Origin of the sequence: Helicobacter pylori (genome assembly GCF_009689985.1) — a bacterium.
GTDB classification, from domain to species: domain Bacteria; phylum Campylobacterota; class Campylobacteria; order Campylobacterales; family Helicobacteraceae; genus Helicobacter; species Helicobacter pylori_CG.
Genome location: NZ_QBAW01000001.1, coordinates 293308 through 308687, shown reverse-complemented (window position 1 = coordinate 308687; position 15380 = coordinate 293308). Strand labels below are relative to the sequence as shown.

Annotated in this window: 13 protein-coding genes and 1 pseudogene; 4 read left to right on the top strand and 10 right to left on the bottom strand. The window is 39.5% G+C overall.

Features of this window, described 5'->3' with window-relative positions:
• Positions 1-22: 22 nt before the first annotated feature.
• The gene (locus DBU79_RS01505) at positions 23-880 is read right to left on the bottom strand and encodes a hypothetical protein (protein ID WP_154411326.1); all 858 of its coding nucleotides are present in this window, start codon (positions 878-880) and stop codon (positions 23-25) included.
• On the opposite strand from DBU79_RS01505, the pseudogene DBU79_RS07860 reads away from it, so the two are divergent.
• Positions 804-995 (top strand): annotated as a pseudogene (locus DBU79_RS07860) (hypothetical protein). The gene DBU79_RS01505 and the pseudogene DBU79_RS07860 sit on opposite strands and share 77 nt — an antisense overlap.
• A 293-nt stretch (positions 996-1288) precedes the next feature.
• Here DBU79_RS07860 and DBU79_RS01500 read toward each other — a convergent pair.
• The 7 genes from DBU79_RS01500 to DBU79_RS07990 form a co-directional block, all read right to left on the bottom strand.
• Positions 1289-1720, bottom strand: a complete 432-nt coding sequence (locus DBU79_RS01500; protein WP_154411325.1) for a DUF1104 domain-containing protein — start codon at positions 1718-1720, stop codon at positions 1289-1291.
• A gap of 340 nt (positions 1721-2060) precedes the next feature.
• Complete coding sequence (locus DBU79_RS01490) at positions 2061-2921, bottom strand: outer membrane protein (protein ID WP_000750236.1); 861 nt, start codon at positions 2919-2921, stop codon at positions 2061-2063.
• Positions 2922-3122: 201 nt separating this feature from the next.
• The gene (gene rplT, locus DBU79_RS01485) at positions 3123-3473 is read right to left on the bottom strand and encodes a 50S ribosomal protein L20 (protein WP_001264161.1); all 351 of its coding nucleotides are present in this window, start codon (positions 3471-3473) and stop codon (positions 3123-3125) included.
• 94 nt (positions 3474-3567) lie between these two features.
• The gene (gene rpmI / locus DBU79_RS01480; RefSeq protein WP_001125542.1) at positions 3568-3762 is read right to left on the bottom strand and encodes a 50S ribosomal protein L35; all 195 of its coding nucleotides are present in this window, start codon (positions 3760-3762) and stop codon (positions 3568-3570) included.
• Positions 3743-4354, bottom strand: a complete 612-nt coding sequence (gene infC / locus DBU79_RS01475) for a translation initiation factor IF-3 (RefSeq protein ID WP_154411323.1) — start codon at positions 4352-4354, stop codon at positions 3743-3745. Before infC ends, rpmI begins: the two co-directional genes overlap by 20 nt.
• Complete coding sequence (gene thrS / locus DBU79_RS01470; protein ID WP_154411322.1) at positions 4351-6189, bottom strand: threonine--tRNA ligase; 1839 nt, start codon at positions 6187-6189, stop codon at positions 4351-4353. The genes infC and thrS overlap by 4 nt, the downstream gene beginning before the upstream one ends.
• Positions 6190-6245: 56 nt before the next feature.
• Positions 6246-6377, bottom strand: a complete 132-nt coding sequence (locus tag DBU79_RS07990; protein ID WP_001892720.1) for a hypothetical protein — start codon at positions 6375-6377, stop codon at positions 6246-6248.
• Positions 6378-6562: 185 nt separating this feature from the next.
• On the opposite strand from DBU79_RS07990, the gene ppsA reads away from it, so the two are divergent.
• Together ppsA and DBU79_RS01455 are read left to right on the top strand one after the other, a co-directional pair.
• Positions 6563-8995 (top strand): pyruvate, water dikinase, encoded by a 2433-nt coding sequence (ppsA, locus tag DBU79_RS01460; protein ID WP_154411321.1) that lies wholly within the window; start codon positions 6563-6565, stop codon positions 8993-8995.
• Positions 8996-9092: 97 nt separating this feature from the next.
• A complete protein-coding gene (locus DBU79_RS01455; RefSeq protein WP_154411320.1) occupies positions 9093-10343 on the top strand; it encodes a DUF874 family protein in 1251 nt (416 codons plus the stop codon).
• A 145-nt stretch (positions 10344-10488) separates the two neighbouring features.
• On the opposite strand, the gene DBU79_RS01450 is transcribed toward DBU79_RS01455, so the two are convergent.
• The gene (locus tag DBU79_RS01450; RefSeq protein WP_154411319.1) at positions 10489-11415 is read right to left on the bottom strand and encodes a radical SAM protein; all 927 of its coding nucleotides are present in this window, start codon (positions 11413-11415) and stop codon (positions 10489-10491) included.
• Positions 11408-13618: a type I DNA topoisomerase gene (topA, locus tag DBU79_RS01445; protein WP_154411318.1), complete on the bottom strand. Its 2211-nt coding sequence runs from the start codon at positions 13616-13618 to the stop codon at positions 11408-11410. The genes DBU79_RS01450 and topA overlap by 8 nt, the downstream gene beginning before the upstream one ends.
• A 166-nt stretch (positions 13619-13784) precedes the next feature.
• On the opposite strand from topA, the gene DBU79_RS01440 reads away from it, so the two are divergent.
• Positions 13785-15329, top strand: a complete 1545-nt coding sequence (locus DBU79_RS01440; RefSeq protein ID WP_120865325.1) for a flagellin B — start codon at positions 13785-13787, stop codon at positions 15327-15329.
• Positions 15330-15380 lie beyond the last annotated feature (51 nt).

The following is a 15380-nucleotide window of genomic DNA, read 5'->3' as shown; positions in this document are numbered from 1 at the left end:
AAAGATAAGTTAGGCTATTTTACTATTTTTCAGACTTACTAGAGTCGCTAATTTGCTTTTCAAACTCTTGTTGCAAGGCTTGTTGTTGCCTTTCTTTCTTTGAAAGGCGGCGTTTTTTCTTAGACTTTTTCTCTTTGTTTGAAGAAGTCTCTAGCTCTTTTGAAGCTGTTTCTTTGAGCGTGTTAGCATTGGTCATAGAATCTAGATCCGGATTAGAAGTCTGTGTTTTCTTAGAAGAGCTTATAAATTCAGGGCTATCAGTATGGCTTTCAAGCTCCCCATTACTCCTCTTTTGAAATGCCGCCTTAGTGTCTTTCTCAGCTTGATCTTCCATTTTTTTAAGAGTGACTGCATCCAGTTTTCTAGCCTTTTCTTTTTGGCTTATTCTAACCATGCTGATCAAGTATTTGATATACCCATCATACATATCCCCAAACTGCTCATGCAAAGCCCCAAAATCCGAGCCTTTGTAAAGCCAGTTGAACAAAGGGAGTGAAAGCTCTGTCCCTAAGTCTTTAAGCACATGCTTATAAAACTTTTCTCTGTCATTCACCACAAAAGAAACCTTACCATTCCTATGCTCATAATAACAAATCTTTTGCTCCACACAATCTTCCAAACTCCCCTTAAAGAAAGCTCCAAAAGCGGATAAATCGCCCTTACTCATCTTGGTTTCAGAATACTGGTTAAAATTCTTCACGCGCTCTTTTTCCAAATCAACCATACTCTTTAAAACCCTCTTGCGGTCCTTTTTCACATTCCCTGTGGAGCTTTCAGAAAACATAACATTGGGATCAACTGTAGTGTTAATAGTGGCAGAAGCCGTCTCTGCTCTCAACAAAAAAGTCGTAGCCGCTAAAAAAAATAAAATCCGTTTCACACCAAACTCCTAATTAATATATAACCGCAACAAAAATAGATACCGTTCTTCATAAGCTCTCTTTTGAAATCTTCTTCTATTGATAAAAAACCACCTAGAATTCAAGCCATTTTAGCCGTCTTAAATTACAGACTTTCAAAGGGTCTTTACTATTGGGTATGATACTATAAATATCCAAAAAATACAAACACTCCAAAAACTTTAACTCTAAAAAACTGACATGCCCTTCACAGCTAAAAGATTTAGAATCAACAAAGCCCACCCACCAAGCAGATAGCCTCTATTTTAAGTGCCCAAACGCTATGGTAGAATTATAACACGAAAACGCCTTATATCCCCCTAGCCAAAAGCCAGAAACTTACGGCGTGGTTTTACAAAAATCAAAAAAAGTTAGCACACCCTAAAGCGTTAATGCTGATGATGGCTTGGTTTTTTGCCTTTTTTTCCCTTTTTCTCATGATCATGAAAAGGGCCTTCACATGTGCAATCATGCAAATCTAGCCCCATTTGGCGGTATTCTTTCATCGTCATTGTTTTCTTTTTATTAGCAATGACTTCAAGAATTTCTTTTTTACGCTTGTTGCGATCTTCTTGGCTTAAAGAAGCTAAATTTTTATCCATCGCTTTCTTAAAATCCGCTTTATAATTTTTACGCTCTTCTTCTTTCATCGCTTTTAATCGCTTATTGACTTCTGCACGAAACTCTGGAACTTCGCTAGGAGCAACTTTCCCTGCTTGCTCTAATAGTTGCTTATTATCCATGCTCTTAAAATCGCTCGCATTCAAAAAAAGCCCCAAAAAAGTCCCTGCAAATAATAAAGAAAACGCCAATTTTTTCATCAAATGCTCCCAATTCAAAAATAACAAATGAATTCTATCATTTGATTGATTAAAGATAACTTATAGCGCTTTAATGGCCAATTGATTTTTAGATTTTATGTAAAACAGCTAACCTGTATCCCCTATTATTATTTTCAAAAGTAATGAATTCATTTTTGATTTTTCAAAGACTTGTTTGTGTGCTGTTGTTGGTAAGTTCAATTGTTTGTAAGGATTGTGCTTTAATTTTTGCCAAATAATCGTATTGATTTTTTAAAGCCTTTGATACAAGAAAATCATAAAAGGCCATAAAGAGCAAAAGCCCTTTTCTATACCCCCATAAGATTAACCCTAAAACACCTTAAAAGCTTACAATGTAACGCCAATAAAAGGCATAGGGGCGGTGGAAGGTGAATCTATAAGTAGTCCCTTCAGGCACATTATCCGCACTAGCGGTATAATAATTGTTGCGGATAGTTTGGATTTTCAAGCCAATTTCAAAACCTTGGTGTTTAGTGCCTAATCGGATCCCACCATTAACTAAGACCTGGAAATTTGATGGGTGGAAACTCCCTCTGTATTCATCAGCTAGGTCCTTAAAATAATAGTTTGTTGGACCCCAAGAAGTGCCACCAATCGCAACGCCAACGAAAAACCCAAAATGCAAGTTCTCACGATTGAAAATAGCCGGGTTAAACAACACATCTGTGCCAGCCCCATAGCCAAACATAAAATTTTGAGAACCCTTGCGAGCGTCTCTCATGCCATAATCATTATAAGTGTAATACTTATAATAAGAGCTTGCAAAATCAAAGAATCCGTAATAACGCATTCCAAATTGCGGGGATTTCTTAAAAAAATGCTTATACCCTACAACAAACCCAAAACCATTGATAGCGTATTGTTGGTTGCTTAAGCCCTTATACCCACGAGTCCCTAGAGCACCATGAGTAAGACCTCCTGTTGGGTTTGACGCTGTAGGCATGTTAGGCGTATTAGAGCCATAAGCCCCACTTTGATTACCATTACAATTCCCATGGGAACAATTTTGAGCGGTAGTGCTAAGCATACCCAACTGGTAATCAATCCCTATAAAAGCAGCATTTCTTTCACCTTTTTTGGTAGGGCTAGTCTTAATAGCTTTTTCTTGCTTAGGGGTCTCTGCTGACAATAAGCTTGTCATTGCTAGAGAGACAGCACCTACTATAACAGATTTCTTCATGTATTCCTTCCTTCTACATTTTCTCTACTTGAGTTCTAAATGCTACATTCTACTATAAAATTGCTTTTTTTTTGATTAAATATAGCGATTGAATGAGAATAAATTGAAACAAAAAATCAATTTTAGGAACTTTTTAGTAAAAAGTCCTAAAATCCTCTCACCTTTTTTAGGCTAAAACTAAAACCTAACAGCCAATAGAGATCAAAGATGCTCTTTCACGCTCTCTAACACGCTCTTAAAGGCTTGCATGTCATTCATCGCCATATCTGCTAAAACCTTGCGGTCTAATTCAATATTAGCCACTTTTAAGGCATGCATGAAACGCGAATAACTTGTTTCATGCATTCTGCAAGCCGCATTAATCCTTACCACCCACAAACTCCTGAATTCTCTTTTCTTTTGTTTGCGATCCCTAAAGGCGTAATACATGCTTCTTTCAAGCTGTTCTTTAGCCTTTCTAAAATGCTTTCTTCTGCCACTATAAAACCCTCTAGCGAGTTTTAAGACTTTTTTATGGCGTCTTCTGCGCACAACGCCTGTTTTAACTCTCATTTCTTTACCTTTCTTTTTAAAATATTTTTAGGTGCGTTTTTACAACGACTTTCCCTTAAACAAGGGGATTAACTCCACTTTCTAATGAGCATTCTCAAGCCCTGCAAAGCAACGACATGACAGAATGCGCGTTAGTGTGATGCACATGTTTTGGCGCGTTTAGATTGGCTTTGCGTTTGGGGCTTTTTTTAGTCAAAATATGGCTTTTAAAAGCGCTACCACGCTTAATCAAGTTTTTTTTAACTTTGAAACGCTTAGACGCGCCACGATTAGTCTTCATTTTTGGCATGATTTTCTCCTTTCATAAGGTTAATACGATTAAAAGGCGGGTTATTTTCTTTGGTTTTCTTTTCGTTTTTGGGGGCTTCTTTAGCCTTAGGCACAAACATCCACGAAACAAAACGCCCCTCAGTTTTTGGCTCTTTTTCAGGGTTGGCTAAATCTTCCATCATTGTTTGGACTCTCAAAAGCACATCAAGCCCGGCTTTTGAATTTTGGCTCTCCCTACCCTTTAAAACCACCTTGAATTTGACATGCTTATTGGCTTCAATAAATTCTCTCGCATGCTTGACTTTATAGTTAATATCGTTTTGCGCGATCTGAGTGGAAAGCTTGATCTCTTTGATTTCAATTTGTTTTTGCTTTTTCTTGGCTTCCTTGATTTTCTTTTCATTCTGGTAGCGGAATTTATTGTAATCCATCACCTTACACACGGGAGGTTTCGCGTTCGCTGAAATCAAAACCAAATCCAAACCTAAATTTTGAGCGATATTGAACGCTTCTTTGGAGGAAATGATCCCATACACTTCGCCATTATCACCCACGCAACGCACTTCTTTAAAATTAATGTCTCCGTTTAACAACGCTTCGTTCCTACTCAAAAACTAACCTCTTGCATTTTAGATTCAACCATACTTAAAAACTCCTTTAAGGGCATTTTATATTGAGCTTGTTTTTCTCTGTCTCTAATGGATAAAATTTCGGTCTCCACCTCTTCATTCCCTAACACTAAAATCATAGGGATTTTTTGCTTTTCGGCTAAGCGCACCTTTTTATTCAAGCTGTCGTTTTTATCCAACACTTCTACAAAAATATCGCGCTTTTTTAGTGCCTCTTTTAATTTCAAAGCAAAAACATGATGCTCTTCATTAATAGGAATGAGAGCGATTTGAGTGGGCGCGACAAAGAAAGGGAAATTCCCCCCAAAATGTTCGCTCAAAATCGCAATAAACCTTTCAAACGAGCCTAAAATCGCTCTGTGGATCATCACCGGCTGTTCAGCGTGATTACGCTCATTAGTGAAAGCAAGCTTGAAGCGTTCAGGCAAATTCATATCCACTTGAATCGTGCCGCACTGCCATTTACGCTTTAAAGCGTCAGTGATTTTAATGTCAATCTTAGGCCCATAGAAAGCCCCTCCCCCTTCATCAATCTTATAATCAATGCGGTGCTCTTTTAGGGCTTCTTTTAAAGCGTTAGTGGCCTTTTCCCACACTTCATCATCGCCTATGGATTTAACCGGCCTTGTGGATAATTCCATTTCATAGCTAAAATCAAACGCTTGCATGATCTTATGCGTAAAATCTAAAATCGCGCTCACTTCGCTTTGGATCTGTTCAAAAGAGCAAAAAATATGCGCATCGTCTTGGGTAAATTCCCTAACCCTTAAAAGCCCATGCAACACGCCGCTTTTTTCATGCCGATGCACCACGCCGTATTCATAAAACCTTAAAGGCAAATCCCTATAGCTGTGTAAAGCGCTTTGATAGACTTTAATATGCCCCACGCAATTCATGGGCTTTATGCCGTATTCTTGCTCATCAATCGTGGTGAAATACATGTTTTCTTTATAGTTGTCATAATGCCCGCTGATTTTCCACACATCGCTCTTTAAAATCTCAGGGCCTTTGACCGGCTCATAGCCTCTTAAAAGCAACGCTTGACTCAATAAATCTTCAATGCGTTTTCTGAGCCTTGCCCCTTTAGGCAGCCATAAAGGCAAGCCCACCCCTATCTCATCATCAAAGCTAAAAAGCCCTAGCTCCACGCCTAGCTTTCTGTGATCTCGTTTTTTCGCCTCTTCTATTTGGAAAAGATAGTCTTTTAAGCCCTCTTTGGTGGCAAAAGCGATGCCATAGATTCTAATGAGCATTTCATTGTTTTCATCGCCACCCAAATAAGCCCCAGCCAGTTTAGTGAGCTTGAAATGGTTTAAAAAACGAGTGTTTGGGAGGTGCGGTCCCTTACACAAATCTTCAAACTCGCCTTGTTGGTACACGCCAAATTTATCGCCACTGATTTTACTCATGACCGCATGCTTTAATTCATCGCCCTTAAAACGCTCCAAAGCTTGCTCTCTGGTTAAAGTCTCTTTAGTGATAGCGAGTTTCAACTTCGCAAACTCTTTCATTTTCGCTTCAATTTTAGGCAAATCCTCTTCGCTGATTTTTGAAGAAGTCTTAAAATCGTAATAAAACCCCTCTTCTACCACAGGGCCTACAAAAAATTTCGCGTCCGGATAAAGGGCTTTCAAGCTTTGCGCGAGCAAATGCGCGCATGAATGCCTGATCACTTCTAAAGCCAAAGGCGAATCATCAAAAAATATCGGCTCACTCCCTTTTAACGCTTTAATCCCATCGCTCAGCCCTAAGACTTTTGCACTCTCTAAATCTATTATTTGCTCGTCTTTATAAACAGCAATCAGTTCCGCACTCATTCTTTAAAACTTATGTTTCCTTTCTTCAATACTTTTTCAATATTTTTTCAATGCTTTTAGCAATCTTTTGAGCCAAACCCGCATTGCACTTGCGAATCCACTTTCTCAGCTTTAGGGTCGCTCATAGGCTTTAAACACGCTTGTAAAAACACCATACAAAGCAAATTCAATAGCAACCGCCTATACAAAACTACCCTTTCTATTCAAAAATACCTAACTAACCGCCCATTATACAATAAAATCATAAACCAAAAAGAATACACCCCTTATTAAAAAGCTTAGAATACAAACTAGCTAAAACTAAAGCTCTATCATGCTATCATTATTATATTTTATGTTTTAAGAGACTTAATGATCATTTTAAGGGAGTTTTGTGCGATATATCAAGTTTTTCAAAGAGTTGAACAATAAGAATGTGAATCTGGTTGGGGGCAAGAACGCTAGCATTGGCGAGATGTTTCAAGAATTAGTGCCAATTGGCATTAAAGTGCCTGATGGCTTTGCGATCACTAGCGAAGCGTATTGGTATCTTTTAGAGCAAGGGGGGGCTAAACAAAAAATCATAGAGCTTTTAGAAAATGTTGATGCCACCGAAATTGATGTGTTAAAAATCCGCTCCAAACAAATCAGAGAGCTTATTTTTGGCACGCCTTTTCCTAGCGATTTGAGGGATGAGATTTTTCAAGCTTATGAGATTTTAAGCCAACAATACAACATGAAAGAAGCCGATGTGGCTGTAAGGAGTTCCGCTACTGCAGAAGATTTGCCGGACGCTTCTTTTGCCGGGCAGCAAGACACTTATTTAAACATTAAGGGTAAAACAGAATTGATCCACTATATCAAATCCTGTTTAGCGTCGCTTTTTACCGATAGAGCGATTAGTTATAGAGCGAGTCGTGGGTTTGATCATTTAAAAGTCGCGCTCAGTGTGGGGGTGCAAAAAATGGTGCGAGCGGATAAAGGCAGCGCGGGCGTGATGTTTTCTATTGACACTGAAACCGGTTTTAAAGACGCGGTGTTTATCACTTCAGCGTGGGGGTTGGGCGAAAATGTGGTGGGCGGCACGATAAACCCCGATGAATTTTATGTGTTTAAGCCCACTTTAGAGCAAAACAAACGCCCCATTATCAAACGCCAACTCGGCAACAAAACGCAAAAAATGGTCTATGCCCCAAGAGGTAGCGAACACCCTACTAGAAACATTAAAACCACCAAAAAAGAATGGCAGTCCTTTTCATTGCGCGATGAAGACGTGCTGATTTTAGCCAAATACGCCATTGAAATTGAAAAACATTACTCTAAAGAAGCCAAACAATACCGCCCCATGGATATAGAATGGGCTAAAGATGGCGATAGCGGGGAAATCTTTATCGTTCAAGCGCGCCCAGAAACCGTTCAAAGCCAAAAAAGTAAAGAAGAAAATCAAGTCTTTGAAAAATTCAAATTCAAAAACCCTAACGAAAAGAAAGAGATTATCTTACAAGGCAGAGCGATTGGGAGTAAAATCGGCTCAGGGAAAGTGCGCATCATCAATGATTTGGAGCATATGAATTCTTTTAAAGAGGGCGAAATTTTAGTTACGGATAACACCGACCCAGATTGGGAGCCTTGCATGAAAAAAGCGAGCGCGGTTATCACCAATCGTGGGGGGCGCACTTGCCATGCTGCTATTGTGGCTAGAGAAATTGGCGTGCCAGCCATTGTTGGCGTGAGTGGGGCGACTGATAGCCTTTATACCGGCATGGAAATCACGGTTTCTTGCGCTGAGGGCGAAGAGGGCTATGTGTATGCGGGCATTTATGAGCATGAAATTGAAAGGGTGGAGCTTTCTAACATGCAAGAAACTCAAACAAAAATTTATATTAATATTGGAAACCCTGAAAAAGCCTTTGGCTTTTCTCAACTCCCTAATCACGGCGTAGGGCTGGCCAGAATGGAAATGATTATTTTAAATCAAATCAAAGCCCACCCCTTAGCTTTAGTGGATTTGCACCACAAAAAAAGCGTGAAAGAAAAAAATGAAATTGAAAACCTTATGGCAGGCTATGCTAACCCTAAAGATTTTTTTGTGAAAAAAATCGCTGAAGGCATTGGCATGATCAGCGCAGCGTTTTACCCTAAACCTGTGATTGTAAGGACTAGCGATTTCAAATCCAATGAATACATGCGCATGCTTGGCGGCTCTAGTTATGAACCCAATGAAGAAAACCCCATGCTTGGCTATAGAGGGGCTAGTCGGTATTATTCAGAGAGCTACAATGAAGCGTTTTCGTGGGAGTGTGAAGCTTTAGCGTTAGTGAGGGAAGAAATGGGCTTAACGAACATGAAAGTGATGATCCCTTTTTTGCGCACCATTGAAGAGGGTAAAAAAGTCCTAGAAATCTTAAGAAAAAACAATTTAGAATCCGGTAAAAACGGGCTTGAAATTTATATCATGTGTGAATTGCCGGTGAATGTCATTTTGGCTGATGATTTCTTAAGCTTGTTTGATGGCTTTTCTATTGGATCAAACGATTTAACCCAGCTCACTTTAGGCGTGGATAGAGACAGCGAGTTAGTCAGCCATGTCTTTGATGAAAGGAATGAAGCGATGCTAAAAATGTTTAAAAAAGCGATTGAAGCTTGTAAAAGGCACAACAAATATTGCGGAATTTGCGGGCAAGCCCCAAGCGATTACCCTGAAGTGACAGAGTTTTTAGTCAAAGAAGGCATCACTTCCATTTCTTTAAACCCTGATAGCGTGATCCCCACTTGGAACGCTGTAGCCAAGTTAGAAAAAGAGTTGAAAGAACATGGCTTAACTTGATAATAAATGGGTTGATCTAACTTGAGTGGGTTTTTCGTATTAGTTTCCATGATATAATTTTGAAAGGTAGGATTGTTTTTTGAAAAAAAGGTTGGCAATGGAATCAGTAAAAACAGGAAAAACAAATAAAGTTGGCAAAAACACAGAGACAGCTGACACAAAGGCAAATAAAGAGACTCATTTTAAACAAGCGAACGCCATTACAAATACGATCAGATCAATTGGTGGATTTTTTACAAAGATCGCAAAGAAAGTTAGAGAACTTGTAAAAAAACACCCCAAGAAAAGCGAGGCGGCATTAGTAGTATTGACCCATGTTGCGTGCAAGGAAGCGAAAGAATTGGACGATAAAGTCCAAGATAAATCCAAACAAGCTGAAAAAGAAAATCAAATCAATTGGTGGAAATATTCAGGATTAACAATAGCGACAAGTTTATTATTAGCCGCTTGTAGCGCTGGTGATACTGATAAACAGATAGAGTTAGAACAAGAAAAACAGGAGGCAAATAAGAGTGGGATAGAGTTAGAACAAGAAAGACAGAAAACAGAACAAGAAAGACAGAAGACAAATAAGAGTGAGATAGAGTTAGAACAAGAAAGACAGAAAACAAACAAGAGTGGGATAGAACTCGCTAATAGTCAAATAAAAGCAGAACAAGAAAGACAAAAGACAGAACAAGAAAAACAAAAAGCAAATAAGAGTGAGATAGAGTTAGAACAGCAAAAACAAAAGACAATTAATACACAAAGAGATTTGATTAAAGAACAGAAAGATTTCATTAAAGAAACAGAACAAAATTGCCAAGAAAAACATGGCCAATTGTTTATTAAAAAAGCAAGAATTAAGACCGGTATTACTACTGGTATTGCTATAGAAATAGAAGCTGAATGCAAAACCCCTAAACCCACAAAAACCAATCAAACCCCTATCCAGCCAAAACACCTCCCAAACTCTAAACAACCCCGCTCTCAAAGAGGATCAAAAGCGCAAGAGCTTATAGCTTATTTGCAAAAAGAGCTGGAATCTCTGCCCTATTCACAAAAAGCTATCGCTAGACAAGTGGATTTTTATAAACCAAGTTCTATCGCTTATTTAGAATTAGACCCTAGAGATTTTAGTGTTACAGAAGAATGGCAAAAAGAAAATTTAAAAATACGCTCTAAAGCTCAAGCTAAAATGCTTGAAATGAGGCATTTAAAACCAGACCCACAAGCCCACCTTTCAACCTCTCAAAGCCTTTTGCTCGTTCAAAAAATATTTGCTGATATCAATAAAGAAATAAAAGTAGTTGCTAATACCGAGAAAAAAGTAGAAAAAGCGGGTTATGGTTATAGTAAAAGGGTGTAGCGATTAAAATATTACACCAAGTTTTTAATGATCTGTCGGCTTTTGATTTTTTATGGTATTGTGGCGTTATTTGGTAATAAAAGAGAACCTTTTTAAAAGCTTAAACTCCCTAAAGTAAGGTAAAACTATGGGTTACCAATGGAGGTTAAAACGCGCAATAAAACTCCAAAGAGCCGACTTTTTTAATCGTAATTTGCTTATGGTTTAACAAAGTTTCTAAATGCTTAAAAGCGTTAGAATCTAAGATTAGGGGGGCTTCTTCTGTGCTTAAAGGGCGCCTGGAAATTAAAGCGAGCAATTCGTCCGCATCGCAAGAAATCAATTTTTTAGCTTGAGTAATGGATCGTTTAGGCAAACTCACGCAAAGCCCTTCAAAAAACAAAGAACATCTTAACAATTCATCTTCGCTTAATTTAGGGGCTTTAAAGCTTGAGGGCCTGTCTATGGTGCTTAAATCCACTCTGGCTATATTGATTTGTTTTAAAAATTCAGCGATGAGTTTTAAGTTATTCGCGCTATCATTCACGCCCTTAATTAACAACACTTCAGCCACCAGTTGCCCCTGATAGATTTGAGAAAAGCACGAAATCCCCTCTAAAATCCTGTTAATGTCTTTAGAGTAGGGCTTATCCACTCTTTCAAAGGCTTTCAAATCAATAGCGTCTAAAGAAAATTTAACGATGTCAAATTCCTTTAAGGCTTGCTGGACTTTTGGTTCATAAAATAGTGAGCCGTTGCTTAAAATCAAAGTTTTAACGCCCTTTAAAAAAGGCTTGATGCTTTGGATAAGCTCTAATAAATGAGGGTATAGAGTGGGTTCGCCATTGGCGGTAATGGTTAAAACATCAATGGGGGTAGCAAGGTTGTTTAGGGCGTTTTGAATGGCGCTAATCAAGGTTTTTACTTCTATCACTTCTTCCATGCGTTCAATGGGCTTGGCTTTACCCAACTCACAATAAATGCAATTGTAATTGCATTGTTTTTTAGAAGGCGATAGATCCACGCCCAAAGATTTCCCAAAACGCCTAGATAAAACAGGCCCAAAAATGACAGGCGGATTTTCTTTAGCCATCATCTTCCTCTAAAAACACGCGCTCTTTGCATTGGATGCATTCATGCGCCTTTTTTTTGCGATAGATTCTTTCACTCATCAAATAATGGCATTTTTCACAACGCTTATTAATGGGCTTATGGTTGGATAAAAAACGGCATTTAGGGTAATTGTTACAGCCATAAAACGAGCCTTTCTTGCTCCTTTTTAAGGCAATATCCCCCCCGCATTCTGGGCATTTCACGCCTTCTATTATTTCGTTTGCGTTAGGGGTGTCTTTTAACGATTTGGTGTTTTTGCATTCAGGGTAGTTGTTGCAAGCTAAAAACGCCCCGTTTCTGCTGAATTTTTGCACCATTTCCCCTCCGCATTTTTCGCACAATTCTTGCTTAACTCCATCATTGGCGTTTTCAGTTTGTTTGACATATTTGCATTTAGGGTAATTGTTGCAAGCGACAAACTCCCCATAACGGCTATTTTTTTTGACCAATTCCCCACCGCATTTAGGGCATGATTGGCCGGTTTTCTCATGCACTTTTTGAGAGATGATATTCTTTTTCCCGGCTTCAATTTTATCCATAAAAGGGTAGTAAAAGTCCTTTAAGACTTGCTGATAGTCGGCTTTATTTTGAGCGATATTGTCCAGTTCTTCTTCTAAAGAAGTGCTGAATTTGGAATCCACGATTTCTTCAAAATGCTTTTCTAAAATTTCTATCACTTTAAAAGCGCTCTCTAAAGCGCTGATTTGCTTTTTTTCTACCTTGATGTAATCTCTGTTTTGTAAAAGAGAAATCGTTGGGGCGTAGGTGCTGGGCCTGCCTATGCCTAAACTTTCTAAAACTTTAATCAAACTCGCTTCTGAATAGCGCGCTGGAGGTTCTGTAACATGGGCGTTGCTCTCTAGTTTTTCTAATTTAATGGGATCATTTTCTTTCAAATTGGGGAGCAATTTGTCCTTATCGTCATTGCCTAAAATTTTATAATAGCCATCAAAAAGGAGTTTTCTCCCACTAGCTTTAAACTCGCCTTTTTCGCAAGCCACAACCACGCTTTGGCTTTCAAAAAGAGCGTCTTGCATTTGAGAAGCTAAAAAGCGTTTGTAAATTAAAGTATAGAGCTTTAATTCTTCAGGCTTAAGGTAGTCTTTTAAAGCGTTTGGCTCTAAAATAATAGAAGTGGGCCTGATCGCTTCATGGGCTTCTTGGGCGTTTTTATTCTTGCTGGAATAGACTTTGGCTTTAGGGGGTAGGTAGTCTTTGCCATAGTCTTTTAAAATCTTATTCCTCGCTTCTTCTAAAGCCTCTTTAGCGATATTCAAGCTATCGGTCCTCATGTAAGTGATCACGCCCATAACGCCTTGCGGGGTGGCTACGCCTTCATATAATTTTTGAGCGATACTCATGGTTTTTGTGGGCGAAAAGCCTAAAAGACTGGAAGCGCTTTGCTGTAAAGTAGAAGTCATGAAAGGGGGCGGTGTGGGGGATTTTTTAGATTTTTTAACGATACTAGAAATAGCGTAGCTTTCTTTTTCTAATTCGTTTTTAATTTCTTGGGCTTTTTTTTCATCAATGAGTTCTTGAGCTTTGAGTTTGTTACCCTTATAGCTAATGAGTTGCGCTTCTAAATCCGGCTCAAACAAAGCGTCTAGCGTGAAGTAGGTTAAAGGTTTAAAGGCTTTGATCTCTCTCTCTTTATCAATCACAAGTTTTAAAGCCGCGCTTTGCACCCGCCCAGCGCTCAAACCTTTAGTGATTTTTGATGAAATCAATGAGCTGAGCTTAAACCCCACGATTCGATCTAAAAAACGCCTGGCTTGTTGGGCATTGACCTTAGACATGTCAATTTTTCGTGGGGTTTTTAGAGCGTTTAAAATCGCATTTTGCGTGATCTCATGAAAAACAATCCTAGGGTAGCTCTCCAATTTCCCCCCAATCAAACAAGCCACATGATAGCCTATCGCTTCCCCTTCTCTGTCTTCATCGGTAGCGATATAAGTAATAGATGCCTTTTTAGAAAGTTCTATAATCTGTTTGACAAGCTCTTTATGATCTTTATCCACGACATAATTAGGAGTAAAGCCGGTTTCATCAATCTTAATGCCTAAAGCGAATTTGGATAAATCCCTAACATGCCCTTTAGAGGCGATGACTTCGTAATTTTTATCCAAAAAATTTTTAATGGTTTTGGCTTTTGCGGGGGATTCTACGATAATAAGGTGCTTCATTGAACGCCTTTAATAAAATGTTTATACCTAATTAATGAATGATTGTAGCATAGAATTTTGACTAAACGATTCATCAAACCATAAAAACCATAACAGCGCTAAAAATCAAAGAGTTGGAACACCCTTTGCTTGACTAACAGCAAATATCTATGCAAAGGATGCAAACATGAGTTTTAGGATAAATACCAATATCGCCGCTTTAACTTCTCATGCGGTAGGGGTTCAAAACAACAGAGACCTTTCAAGCTCGCTTGAAAAGTTAAGCTCAGGGCTTAGGATCAATAAAGCCGCTGATGATTCTAGTGGGATGGCGATCGCTGATAGCTTAAGGAGTCAAAGCGCGAATTTGGGTCAAGCGATCCGCAACGCTAATGACGCTATTGGTATGGTTCAAACCGCAGATAAAGCGATGGATGAGCAAATCAAAATCTTAGACACCATTAAAACCAAAGCCGTTCAAGCCGCTCAAGACGGGCAAACTTTAGAAAGCCGAAGAGCGCTCCAGAGCGATATTCAAAGGTTGTTAGAAGAACTGGACAACATCGCTAACACCACAAGCTTTAACGGCCAACAAATGCTTTCAGGAAGTTTTTCTAACAAAGAATTCCAAATTGGCGCGTATTCTAACACCACGGTTAAGGCGTCTATTGGCTCAACGAGCTCAGATAAGATTGGGCATGTGCGCATGGAAACCTCTTCTTTTAGCGCTGAAGGCATGCTCGCTAGTGCAGCGGCGCAAAACTTGACTGAAGTGGGATTGAATTTCAAACAAGTCAATGGCGTGAATGACTATAAGATTGAAACCGTGCGTATTTCCACAAGCGCTGGCACTGGGATTGGAGCGTTAAGCGAAATCATCAACCGCTTTTCTAACACCTTAGGCGTTAGGGCGTCTTATAATGTCATGGCCACCGGCGGCACTCCCGTGCAATCAGGAACCGTGAGAGAACTCACCATTAATGGCGTAGAAATTGGGACCGTGAATGATGTGCATAAAAACGACGCCGACGGGAGGTTGACTAACGCTATTAACTCCGTCAAAGATCGCACCGGCGTGGAAGCGAGCTTGGATATTCAAGGGCGCATTAATTTGCACTCCATTGATGGGCGTGCGATCTCAGTGCATGCAGCGAGCGCGAGCGGTCAGGTTTTTGGGGGAGGGAATTTTGCAGGGATTTCTGGGACACAGCATGCGGTTATTGGGCGCTTAACCTTGACTAGGACTGACGCTAGAGACATCATTGTGAGCGGTGTGAATTTCAGCCATGTGGGCTTTCATTCCGCTCAAGGGGTGGCAGAATACACCGTGAATTTGAGAGCGGTTAGGGGCATTTTTGATGCGAATGTGGCTTCAGCAGCCGGAGCGAACGCTAATGGCGCGCAAGCGGAGACCAATTCTCAAGGTATAGGGGCTGGGGTAACAAGCCTTAAAGGGGCAATGATTGTGATGGATATGGCAGATTCTGCGCGCACGCAATTAGACAAGATCCGCTCCGATATGGGTTCGGTGCAAATGGAATTGGTTACCACCATTAATAATATTTCTGTAACCCAAGTGAATGTTAAAGCGGCTGAATCTCAAATCAGAGATGTGGATTTTGCTGAAGAGAGCGCGAACTTTTCTAAATACAATATTTTGGCGCAAAGCGGGAGTTTTGCTATGGCGCAAGCGAATGCGGTGCAACAAAATGTCTTAAGGCTTTTACAATAACAACCCTTGATTCAAAGGGGCGTTAGCCCTTTTTATAAGTTATTTTTATAA